Origin of the sequence: Mesorhizobium sp. M7D.F.Ca.US.004.03.1.1, from assembly GCF_003998635.1 — a bacterium.
In the GTDB taxonomy this organism is placed as follows: Bacteria; Pseudomonadota; Alphaproteobacteria; order Rhizobiales; family Rhizobiaceae; genus Mesorhizobium; species Mesorhizobium loti.
Genome location: NZ_RZQG01000093.1, coordinates 1 through 11,588, shown reverse-complemented (window position 1 = coordinate 11,588; position 11,588 = coordinate 1). Strand labels below are relative to the sequence as shown.

The following is an 11,588-nucleotide window of genomic DNA, read 5'->3' as shown; positions in this document are numbered from 1 at the left end:
TGACGGGCGATCTCGGCGCCTCGCCGGACAACATCAACTGGGTGCTGACCTCCTATATCGTTGCCGCCGCCATCATGACGCCGGTCACCGGCTGGCTGGCCGACCGCTTCGGCCGCAAGGAACTGTTCCTGACGGCAGTGGTCGGCTTCACCGTGTTCTCGATGCTGTGCGGCATCGCCTGGAGCCTGGAGACCATGGTGTTCTTCCGGCTGATGCAAGGCGTGTTCGGCGCCGCGATCGTGCCTCTGTCGCAAACCTTCCTGCTCGACATTAATCCCAGGGAACGCCATGGCCAGGCGATGGCCATCTGGGGCGCCGGCATCATGCTGGGGCCGATTCTGGGCCCGACGCTTGGTGGCTGGCTGACCGAGAATTTCAACTGGCGCTGGGTGTTCTTCATCAACCTGCCGGTCGGCATCGTCGCCTTTCTCGGCATGGCCGCCTATTTGCCGGCCGTTGCCCGGCGCGTGCGTGGCTTCGATTTCTTCGGCTTCGCCATGATATCGCTCGGCGTCGGCGCGCTTCAGCTGCTGCTCGACCGCGGCGGTGAGGTCGACTGGTTTTCATCGGTCGAGATCTGGATCGAGCTTGGTCTCTCCCTCACCGGCTTCTGGGTGTTCATCATTCACACGATGACGGCGGAACACCCCTTCATCGATCCCAAGATCTTCCTCGACCGCAATTTCGTGACCGGGCTGGCGTTCATCTTCGTCATGGGTGTGCTCATCCTGGCGAGCATGTCGCTGCTGCCGCCGATGCTGTCGACCATCTTCGGCTATCCGACCGTCACCATCGGCGTCGTCATGGGGCCACGCGGTGTCGGCACCATGATTTCGATGCTCGTCGTCGGGCGGCTCATGAGCAAGATCGACGCCAGGATCCTCGTCGTCATCGGCTTCCTGCTGACCGCGCAGTCGCTCTACACCATGTCCAGCTTCACCCCGCAGATGGACAACTGGCTGATCATCAGCTCCGGCGTCATCCAGGGGCTGGGTATGGGAATGGTGTTCGTGCCGCTGTCGACCGTCGCCTTCGCCACGCTTGACGTGCGCTTCCGCACCGATGCTACGGCTCTGTTCAGCCTGGTGCGCAATCTTGGCTCGTCCATTGGCGTGTCGGTCGTGACGGTCCTGATGGTGCGCAACACGCAGATCAATCACACCGAGCTTTCGGCCTTCATCAACCCGTTCAACCCAAATCTGTGGGCGGTTTCTCCGGCAGCCGCAAGCGGCGATCCGATGGCGCTTTCGCAGGTCGATCGCATAGTCAATCTCCAGGCGATGATGATCTCCTACGTCAATGATTTCAAAATACTCATGGTGATGACGCTGCTTGCCATCCCGTTTGTTTTCCTGCTGCGCAAGCCAAAGCAGGCGCCTGCCGGTGGCGCACCAGCCGCGCACATGGACTAGCTTCGCCCTAGAATGGGCGCAGGGTTGATGGTGTCACGCGCCGGCTGAAGTGCGAATCATGTTGCGGCGGTGGCCGACCGAATTCATCCTGATGTCGAAGAATACTGAGCTCGAAAGTTCAAAATCGGTTCGATAACAGCGCTTGAGTCTCAGGTATCCAGGTTGCGCCGAATCGATCTCGGACCGGTTCATCTGTCGTTAGTACATCTGTAACACTATCGATCGACTTTCGTTTTACAAAGCAATCGTCTTTTTCTAGGCGCCAAATCGGAGGAGGTCTGTTGGTTACGAAATCATCCAGGAGACCCGCCGAAGCGCCCGAGTCGACCGGTCTGGCCGCCCTGACAAAATTGGCGGCCGTCTCGCATGAAATCCTCGAACGCGAGCTTCGGGCTACAATCGCCGCACTCGAGGGGCAGGCGCTTCGATTCGAGATGGTGATCGACAACATCTCGCAAGGCATCTGCTTTTTCGGCGCCGATGAACGACTGATCCTGTCCAACCGTCGCTATGCGGAGATTTACCGCATTGTGCCCGAACAATTGCAGCCGGGCCTGACATTGGGCGAAATAGTCGAACGCCGCGTCGCTGCCGGGACATCCGCTATGGCTGCCGACGCCTATCTCGCATTGGCCCGGTCGGTCAATTCGAGTACCACTTCGAGAATCTGGACCGCCAATCTCGCCGACGGCCGGACGATTCAGGTCTGCCATCAGCCAATGCCCGACGGCGGTTGGGTTTCCACGCATGAGGACATTACGGAGTTCACTGCGAATCGTCTGATTGCGGACGAGCGCATCTCGCTGCAAACGCTGATCGACTGGGTACCCGGCTATCTGTGGGTCAAGGACACCGAAAGCCGCTTCGTCGTGGTCAACAAGGCCCTTGCGTCCGACAGTGGCCGAGAGAAGACGAGCGACATGATCGGCTTGACCGATTTTGATCTTCATGCCCCCGAACTTGCGCAGAAATTTCGTCTCATCGAGCAGAACGTGCTGAACAGTGGACAACCGATGATCGACGAGGAGGAGTTTATTGTCGATGCGTCAGGCGCCGGCAAGTGGCTCTCGTCGACGAAGGTTCCGTTGCGCAATCTTGAGAACGAGATTTTCGGTCTGGTTGGCATCGCCCATGACATCACTGCCCGCAAGCAAGCGGACGTCCTTCGTGACGGGCAGGCGCATATCCTGGAAATGATCGCGATGAGCGCTCCGCTCGAGGACGTGCTCGACCGCCTCATGCGCTTGGTGGAATCTCAGCTGACAGGCATATTCGGTTCCGTCTTGCTGCTCGACAAGGACGGCAGCCATTTGCGGCACGGCGCCGCGCCGAGCCTGGCGAAAGACTATACTAACGCCCTGGATGGGATCTCCATCGGTCCCGAGGTGGGATCCTGCGGGACCGCCGTCTACCGGCGGGAGCCGGTCATTGTCACCGACGTCATGCAGGATCCGCTGTGGGAGGATTACCGCGAACTGGTGGCGGTCTACGGCTATCGTTCGTGCTGGTCGACCCCGATCCTGTCGCATCAGGGCGCCGTGTTGGGCGTATTTGCGATGTATTCGATGACGGTGCGCGGACCGGCCGAGGCCGAGACCCGGCTGATTGATTTCACAACCCGCATCGCCGGAATCGCGATCGAGCGCAAACTGGCTGAAGACCAGATCCATTTCATGGCCAACCATGATGTGCTTACCGGGCTTCCCAATCGCGCCTTGCTGGAGGACCGGCTGTCGCAAGCGGTCCTGTATGCGCAGCGATACGATCGCTGGGTGACGGTGGTGTTCATCGATCTGGACAACTTCAAGCTCGTCAACGACACGCTCGGCCACAATGCCGGAGACGAACTCCTGAAGACTGTCGCCAGCCGTATGGTTGAATGCGTAAGGGCGACCGATACGGTTGTGCGACTTGGCGGCGACGAATTTGTCATCGTTCTGTTCGACCAGCCTACGAATGTCGATCGCATCTCGGAGACCTTGCAAACGATCCGGGCAGCGATTGCAGCGCCGGTTCATATCGAAGAGCATCACCTGAGGACGACGGCCAGCATCGGTATCGCGAACTACCCCAAGGATGGAGCGAGCCCGAAAACGCTCCTGGCCAATGCCGATGCGGCCATGTATCGCGCAAAAGAGCTCGGCCGCGACAATTTCCAGTTTTACGCTCCTGAATTCAACTCGAGGGCTCATGAAAAATTCGTGCTTCAGGAGGAATTGCGAAACGCCTTGGCCCGCTCGGAATTCGCGCTGCTCTATCAGCCCCAGGTCGATCTTCGCTCGGGGCGCGTCTTTGCGGTCGAAGCGTTGATACGCTGGAACCATCCGACACTGGGCGTGGTTTCGCCGATGACGTTCATTCCGACGGCCGAGGAGACAGGTCTGATCGTGCCGATCGGCGACTGGGTTCTGCATGAGGCCTGTCGACAGAACAAGGCCTGGCAGGATGCGGGTCTGCCGCCGATGACTGTTTGCGTGAATGTGTCTGCACGGCAATTCAGGGAAAGGAACCTGGTCGGCCGTGTCGTCAACGCGCTTAAGGATAGCGGTCTGGAGGCCAGATATCTCGAGTTGGAGGTGACCGAAAGCCTCATCATGCAGGATATCGAATTGGCGGTCGCCACGATGAACGAACTGCAAGCCCTGGGCGTTCAGATATCGATCGATGATTTCGGAACGGGCTATTCCAGCCTCAGTGCACTCAAGACCTTTCCAGTCGCACGGCTGAAGATCGACAAGTCCTTCATCAACGATCTCGCTGCCGATGAGAATGATCAGGCTGTCACCAGCGCCGTGATTTCGCTGGGTCAAAAGCTGAATATGAGAGTCATTGCCGAGGGCGTCGAAACAGACGATCAGGTGGCCTTCCTGCTCAAAAACAATTGCGACGAAATGCAGGGCTTCCATTTCAGCAGACCGGTCTCTGCCCAAGACATCGAGAAATTGCTCAACCGCAAGAATTGACGGACTGGTCAGCCGGCGGTCTCCCGTGCGGCTCGACGAAGATCGCGGCCGGCAGCGACAAGCCTGCTCTTATTTCCCGAGCACGAGGCTCCAGTAACGGAGGTTGCCGTCGCTGCCGTCGCGCACATAGGCGAGACCGAAGCGGGTGAAGCGCGGGTCGAGCATGTTGCGGCGATGGCCAGGCGAATGCACCCAGATGTCGAACAGCTCCTGCAGATCGAAACGGCCCTCGGCGATGTTCTCGGCGGCCGCACCCGCAATGCCATTGCCCTTGACGCGCGAGGCGAAATCCTTGCCCCAGCCGGTGGTGTGGCTCATGCGGCGACGCTGCGCCATATAGCCGGCCTGCTGCAGGGCGGCCTGTTCGAGCTGCCGGTCGGGGACCAGCGGCGCCAGCCCGGCCGAGGCGCGGATGCTGGCAAGCGTGCCGGTCGCGGAGGAGGAGACGCCGGCGCCTTCGCCGGTTGGCAGCGAAACGGTGCTGCAGGCGGCGAGGCCGGCCAGCGCGACGAGGCCGGTCAGCACCATGCGCCTGCTCGGCATTGGGCGCGGTTCGATGGAATGGGAATGATCAATGGCCATTCTTGTCTGAATAGTCGCGATCATGGCTTTTGACGGGCAAGCGGTGAAAATTGCGCGAGAACCCATGCGTTGGTTTTCGCGAAATGCATCGCGTAGTGTTGAAGTGTCGAAGCACACCCGTTCGGCCAGCATAGTCCAGACGGCCAATGTGACGTGAGAATCCGATGCCAAAACCTGCCCGTGCCTTTCCGACGCTCTCCACCTCCCGCCTGCTGCTGCGCGCCCCGACCGCCGAAGATGCCGCCGCCTTCCGGGGTATCCTGTCGATCCCCGATGTCACCCGATTCTCGAACTGGCCGGATGCGCCGGCCAAGGTGGTGGCTGAACGGGCGATGAGATGGATGTGCAAGGCCTTTCCCACTGGCAAAGGGTGCGCCTGGATAATCGAGGATCGCGCTTCGAAGACCATGGCCGGTGCGATTCGGTACAACTGGTTCGTCAACAGATCGAAGTGCGGCGAGATCGGCTACGAACTGCATCCGGATTTTTGGGGCAAAGGTCTGATGACCGAAGCGGCTGCTGCCGTCGCTCTTTGCGGCCATCGGTTTTTCGAGCTCAATCGCATCGAGGCGTGGACGCTGCCGGGCAATACCGGATCGGACCGTGTGCTGGAGAAAGCCGGGTTCCGCTACGAGGGAACGCTGCGGCAGAAAGCCCGGTTCAAAGGCGCCTACCACGACTTCAGGATGTTTGGACGACTGGCCGGCGATCACGCGGGCCAGAACTGAACAGCATGCTGGCTGTTCGAAGTCGTTCGACCATGCCTCTCAAAAAGGGATTTTTTGCCAAGATGCTCCATCACGTTTCTTTCGGCGTTTCGAATATCGAACGCGCGGCTGCCTTCTACGACGCCGTGCTGGGGCCGCTCGGTTATATCAGAGTCTGGGACGATCTCCGACCCGGCGAGCCCGATCAGGCGGTGGGCTACGGGCCTGCCGGTGGCGGCGACAAGCTGGCGATAAAACTTTGCCCGAAAGGGCAGCGTCCGCCCGGTCCGGGTTTTCATCTGGCTTTTGCCGCCCCGGATCGCCAGAGCATCGCACAATTTCATGCGGCCGCGCTTGCACATGGCGGCCGTGACAACGGTGCGCCCGGCCTGCGCCCCGACTACGGTCCGCATTATTATGCCGCCTTCGTCGTCGATCCGGATGGACATCACATCGAGGCGGTTTTCAACTTGCCGAAGTGATTGTCTCCACTGTCGCCGTGCCGGAATAGGTTTCCAGCATTGGTGAGACTTGGCCGGTCCGGTCGTCTTCGGTCCGTTCCCACCACGAGCCCAGCGCGTCGATGAGCGGTACAAGCCTGCGACCCGGCGCAGTCAGGTCGTAGTCGACATGCAGCGGATAGCCCGGGCGCGCCGTTCGCCGCACGATACCGGCGTCCTCCAGCTTGCGCAGTTCCAGCGCCAGAATGCGGTGCGACACAGTCGGGTTGTCGCGCCTCAGCTCGCTGAATCGCTTGGTTCCGTCCTTCAGATAATAGAGCAGCAGTGTGGGCCAGCGGCCACTGAGCACGCGCATGGTCTCTTCGATCGGGCAGCGCGAGACGACGTCTTTCATGGGCGGGTCCTGGTTACAGAATTGTGCGTAATTTACATGGGGCGACCAGTGTTTAGGGTCAAGTTTCGCTGCGCGGCGTGATCCCTTCAATCATGGAAGAAAACAAATGGAACCTATCCTCCTTTATGGCTTCCCGGCGGGAAGCTCGATGGGGCTCGTCGCTGCCTTTGAACGCGTCGGACAGCCCTATCGCCTGCGCCGCGTCGACATGCTCACCGAGATGAAGAACGATGCTTATGCCAGCATCAACGGCCGTCAGGAAACGCCGGTTTTGATCACCGACGAAGGCACGGTGGTCACCGAGACCATGGCCATCGCCGCGTGGCTCGAGGCGCGTGACACGCAACGTCGCATCAGCTTCGACCCGCGCACGCCGCAAGCCGACCGCATGCATCAGTTGATGGCCTTCGTGAACACCGGTTTCACCGCCGCTTTCAGCCCGCTCTGGGTGGCATTGGAAATGGCCGCGGATGAACCGGCGCTGAAGGCGATCTTGCGCGACTTCGGCCGCAAGGCCGTTGCCGAACGCCACGATCGCCTCGAAGAGATGATCGTCGACACGGACTTCCTGGTCGGCGATCGGCTGACGCTGGCCGATACCACGCTGATTGGCGTGGCACGTTGGGCGGAGTTCCACCAGGCGGTCGACGGCGCTGCCTATCCCAGGTTGGCCGGGCTGCGCCGCCGCATCGAAGCCGATCCGGTCGTGCGATATGCCCTGGCTGTCGAGGATGGCGAACAGCCCGCCGGTTCGGGCGCCTGCCTTGGCCACGTCCCTCTGGCCGATGTGATCGATCGCTTCGCTGCACCGGCGCAACCGTAACGATGCTCATTTTCAACTGGATGTGCTTTTGTGAAAAGGCACTTATCTGCTGGAGTGCGGTTGCCGCACTCCAGCGTTGTTGAACGCGACCGCCATCTTCTCAACGCTACCGCCGGCGCCTGCGGATGTCAGGTCAACCGTTGGGAGCCGTCTCTCATTTCACGAGAGTGATCATCCGGTCAGCATACATTGCGCGATTTCCAAGCGCAGCCGTGCAGTCCGACGCGACGGACGAGTTTCCGGTCATCTGTACCGTATTGCCGACAAGCCTGAGACAGTCGCCCTGGGCGCTCATATCAGAATTTCCGGCGTAGGAAATGGGCGCGTTCGGCGCGTAGATGAAGCCGCTGAGCACGGAATTTGCGCCGCCATTCAACGTCAGGGCAGACGTATTGCCGCGATCCTGGAAAATGGTGATACCAGCATAAGGGCCGCTGCTGGGTGGGGAAAGGTTCACGGTCTCATTGGCATTTATGTAGATCTGAGCGTTTTCCACGAGGAATATGGTCACGCCCTGGCCAGTCAGGCTGCCGTTTCCCCCTGGCTTTATGGTGGTGCCGCGCATGATGTAGACGCCCGGATTAAGCGTGATGTTCCCCGACAATGTCTTGTCGCAATAAGTGCCGGGCGACAGGGTGTAGGTTTTGCCGTTCGGGACCGGCAAACACAATGTGTAAGGGGGAGGAAGGACGTCGGCCAGTGGATCAAAAGACGCGTACCGATGTTCGTGCGGCGTTCCGCAGGCGAGACTGGCGCTGGGTGGCAACAGCCCGCTGGTGCCGCCGACGGTTGAGACACAGCCCGCCGAAACCAGTGCGGAGCCGCCTCTATTGACAGAATCGGACGCGTCCGAGTTCGCCGCGATCACGCAATTGGCCATCGAGACGTTGGTCGAGCCCTGCAGGTTCACGGCGGCGGACGCATGCGGATCGAGCGCCAGCACGCAGGCCTGCGCGCCAGGCTTTATCTTGACCGACGCCGAACGGTAGGCCTGCCAGGAAGCCGAGTCGCCGATGAAGCTTGGGTGGCTTATGCTGGACGACAGCGAGACAAAGTAAGCGCTTGGGCTGCCGCTGGCCGTTGCCGCGAAAGTGGAGAGGCCGCCCGAATATTCCTGCGGGTCGGCCGCGCTCAAATTTGCCGCGAAGAATTGCAGCCCAAGTTGCTGAACATCGCCAGCCGCCATCTCGGGAGAGAACTTCGTGCCGACGGCGAGCCCTGCCGCGTCCAGCGAGTTCTGTAGTTGCGAGGCGTCATGGCTCGTGCCGACCACATCAATGGCACCAGCCAAACCAATCATTATCGGCAGCATCGCTATGGCGGTCGTTATGGCAAAGTTGCCACGCTCCGAAGACCAGAAGCCTCTCAATGCGAACATCGCCCCTCGCCAAGACTTATAAAGCTGAGGTGATACGCCATGGGTCTCTACGAGCTATTTAAGGAAATGCTAAAATACGTAAATGGTAAAATGCAGTATAATGATTGGCCAAAACGAAGCCTGCCAAGGCACGGCCATATGCGAGGCGATACTGAGAAATCTGCACAACGAGCTGCTCCCCAGGCCATTGACGCAGCGACAATCGCCGCCAACTCTGCTATCGTGCCTTTCGTTCTTGAAGTGGCAGCTCTGGCGGCCATCCTGGCGGTGACCGCCCCGACACACGGGAGGAAGGTTATGGCCGGCTTTCATGTCATGGCGGACGCACGTGGAATGCATGTGCAGCCAGCGGTGCGCCGCATCACCACGTCGGACCTTTGGGATGCGCTGCGCCTCGGTGCCGAGGATTTCTGGGCAAAACCCTCGCACTATGTGTTCCTGTGCCTGATCTATCCCATCGTCGGCCTGATCTTGACGAGGTGGACCTCTGGCGCCAATGCCATCCAGCTCATCTACCCCCTGATGTCGGGTTTTGCGCTGGTTGGGCCGTTTGCCGCGATCGGCCTTTACGAGATCAGCCGCCGGCGCGAACTGGGTATGAACACCTCCTGGCGACATGCACTCGATGTGCGCCGCTCGCCGGCGGTTCCATCGATCGTGGTGATCGGCATCATGCTGGTCGCGCTGTTCCTGTTGTGGCTCTACACCGCGCAGTCGATCTACACCGGCCTGTTCGGCGATCAGCCGCCGGCATCGATCGGCAGCTTCGTCCGCGAGGTGCTGACGACCGGCAAGGGCTGGACGTTGATCCTTGCCGGCAATGCCGCGGGTTTTGTCTTCGCCGTGGTCGTGCTGGCCACCACCGTGATTGCCTTCCCGCTGCTGCTCGACCGTGATGTCGGCGCCGTTTCGGCCATCGAGACTTCGGCCCGGGCGGTGATGGCCAACCCGCTGCAGATGGCGCTGTGGGGCTTGTTGGTCGCTGTGCTTCTGGTGATCGGCTCGATCCCGCTTTTTGCCGGGCTCGCCGTGGTCATGCCGGTGCTCGGCCATGCCACCTGGCATCTCTACCGCAAGGTGGTCGAACCGGAGCGGGCGCAGCAGATAAGGCGGCCGATGTAACGAAGCGCTCTCAGCGCTGCGCGTCGGTCGCCATCTTCAGCGCGAGTGCTGCCAGCACGGTTCCCATCATCCAGCGCTGGATGACCAGCCACAATGGCCGCCCGGCGAGGAAGGTGGCGATCGAACCGGCCGTCACCGCGATGATGGCATTGACGCTGAGGCTGATCGTGATCTGCGTCGCGCCCAGCACCAGAAGCTGCGACAGGACATGGCCCTTGTCCAGGCTGATGAACTGCGGCAGCAGCGACAAATAGAGTACGGCCACCTTCGGATTGAGCAGATTGGTCATCAGGCCCATGGCGAACAGCTTGCGCGGCCGGTCCCTTGGCAATTCGCGCACCTGGAACGGCGAACGTCCACCCGGCTTCACCGCCTGCCAGGCCAGCCATAGGAGATAGAGCACACCGGCAAAACGCAGCGCATCATAGGCGTAGGGCACGGCGAGCAGCAGCGCGGTGATGCCGAAGGCCGCAGCCAGCACATAGAAGAGAAAGCCGAGCGCCACGCCGCCAAGCGAGATCAGCCCCGCTTTCGGTCCTTGCGACAGGGAACGCGAGATCAGATAGATCATGTTGGGGCCAGGCGTCAGCACCATGCCGAGGCAGACCAGCGCGAAGGCGAGATGATTGGCGGTTTCGGGCATCGGTTCGTTCCCCAGCGTCGCGAATGGATGCACGATCCCGCGAGCGGCCTACAGGTGCCTGCACCGGCAGGCGCGCGCAAGGGCATGGCGACGCCAGCCGTTGCGCCAGAGGGCTGCCAGTGCATGTCGCCCAAAAGTGGCCCCGGTTTTGGGAGAACGACATGCATAAAAACAAAAACCTAAAGCGCGTCGCCTGAATCCGTTCAAACGCGACGCGCTTTAGTGCCTTCGGATCAGCCGACGACGCGCAGATTCGACAATTCGTTGCCGATTTCCTTGAAATCGTTCGACAAGGTAGCGCCGGTCGCATTCCAGAACAGTTTGGCCGGCTTGCTCGCGTCCGTAGGATCCTTGCGGAAGCGCGAGTCCGACGAGCACGATTTCAGCGCATCGATCGCCTGCTTGTCGGCCGTATTGGTTGTGGACAGGTCGAGCGCCACCGTCATCACCATGATGTTGGCTGCCTTGGCGTTGTTGCACAGTGTCGCCATCTGCTGGTTCAGCGCGTTGGTATAATTGCCGTTCGAATAGTCGAACTGGCCGACAGTACTCGACGTGCCCAAGAACAGGCGGCCGACCGAAGTGCCGTTGTAGCCGGGGTTAAGATAGCCGTAGGACGCATAGGTCGACTTCGAGCTGGCGGGGTCGGAATAACCCAGCGAGGACGGCGTGTAGTAGGTGTTGGCGCCGTCGGTCAGCACGATCACGACCTTGTCGTTGCCTCTCTCGGTTTCCGGGCGCCCTTGCGTGAACGGCTCGCCGCTCGAAACCACCCGCCAGCCCCAGGCCATGCCCTCGGGAACATTGGTGCCGCCATCCGGCTGCATCAGGTCGATCGCGGCCTTGATAGCGGTAAGCCCATCGGTGACGCTGACGTCGGTCAGTGGCGTGATCGGGTTGGTGGAGCAGCTGTAGCTCGGGCCGTTGCCGGCCGGCAGCGCCGGCGCATCGATCGGCCGCGGCTGGAAATATTTGGCCATGTTGCGCAGCCGGGATTGGCCGGTGCTGCTCGTCGGGTCGTCATTCCACCAGCTGTTCACCGCGCCATAGGCCGTCGGCGCGGCCTCGTCGGGATCCTGGGTGAGCTTCCAATGATTGCCGGG

At 60.8% G+C, this 11,588-nt stretch carries 10 protein-coding genes and 1 pseudogene; 6 read left to right on the top strand and 5 right to left on the bottom strand.

From position 1 onward, the window contains the following. Window positions 1-1,412 (top strand): DHA2 family efflux MFS transporter permease subunit (locus tag EN935_RS08555; RefSeq protein WP_127373267.1); only part of this gene is annotated, 1,412 nt, incomplete at its 5' end. Between the two features lie 281 nt (window positions 1,413-1,693). After that, entirely contained in the window at window positions 1,694-4,375 is a 2,682-nt protein-coding gene (locus EN935_RS08550) for an EAL domain-containing protein (protein WP_127263289.1), read from the top strand. Between the two features lie 69 nt (window positions 4,376-4,444). Here the strand turns inward: EN935_RS08550 and EN935_RS08545 are convergent, their stop codons facing one another. Beyond that, entirely contained in the window at window positions 4,445-4,957 is a 513-nt protein-coding gene (locus EN935_RS08545; protein WP_127263290.1) for a CAP domain-containing protein, read from the bottom strand. Window positions 4,958-5,121: 164 nt separating this feature from the next. On the opposite strand from EN935_RS08545, the gene EN935_RS08540 reads away from it, so the two are divergent. Further along, a complete protein-coding gene (locus tag EN935_RS08540) occupies window positions 5,122-5,685 on the top strand; it encodes a GNAT family protein (RefSeq protein WP_127373266.1) in 564 nt (187 codons plus the stop codon). A 62-nt stretch (window positions 5,686-5,747) separates the two neighbouring features. Further along, the gene (locus EN935_RS08535) at window positions 5,748-6,146 is read left to right on the top strand and encodes a VOC family protein (protein ID WP_126071079.1); all 399 of its coding nucleotides are present in this window, start codon (window positions 5,748-5,750) and stop codon (window positions 6,144-6,146) included. Here the strand turns inward: EN935_RS08535 and EN935_RS08530 are convergent. Next, entirely contained in the window at window positions 6,130-6,519 is a 390-nt protein-coding gene (locus tag EN935_RS08530; RefSeq protein WP_109663102.1) for a helix-turn-helix domain-containing protein, read from the bottom strand. The genes EN935_RS08535 and EN935_RS08530 overlap by 17 nt on opposite strands. A 106-nt stretch (window positions 6,520-6,625) precedes the next feature. Between EN935_RS08530 and EN935_RS08525 the strand changes: the two genes are divergently transcribed. After that, the gene (locus EN935_RS08525; RefSeq protein ID WP_127263228.1) at window positions 6,626-7,342 is read left to right on the top strand and encodes a glutathione S-transferase family protein; all 717 of its coding nucleotides are present in this window, start codon (window positions 6,626-6,628) and stop codon (window positions 7,340-7,342) included. Window positions 7,343-7,496: 154 nt separating this feature from the next. Here EN935_RS08525 and EN935_RS08520 read toward each other — a convergent pair whose 3' ends face one another. Next, window positions 7,497-8,720 (bottom strand): TadE/TadG family type IV pilus assembly protein, encoded by a 1,224-nt coding sequence (locus tag EN935_RS08520; RefSeq protein ID WP_109663107.1) that lies wholly within the window; start codon window positions 8,718-8,720, stop codon window positions 7,497-7,499. 297 nt (window positions 8,721-9,017) lie between these two features. Here EN935_RS08520 and EN935_RS08515 point away from each other — a divergent pair, with 297 nt between their 5' ends. Continuing rightward, window positions 9,018-9,842 (top strand): DUF2189 domain-containing protein, encoded by an 825-nt coding sequence (locus EN935_RS08515; RefSeq protein ID WP_126068684.1) that lies wholly within the window; start codon window positions 9,018-9,020, stop codon window positions 9,840-9,842. 10 nt (window positions 9,843-9,852) lie between these two features. Here the strand turns inward: EN935_RS08515 and EN935_RS08510 are convergent, their stop codons facing one another. Further along, window positions 9,853-10,485 (bottom strand): LysE family translocator, encoded by a 633-nt coding sequence (locus EN935_RS08510; protein WP_127263227.1) that lies wholly within the window; start codon window positions 10,483-10,485, stop codon window positions 9,853-9,855. A gap of 233 nt (window positions 10,486-10,718) precedes the next feature. Next, window positions 10,719-11,588, bottom strand: a pseudogene (locus EN935_RS08500) (hypothetical protein); the annotation flags it as partial.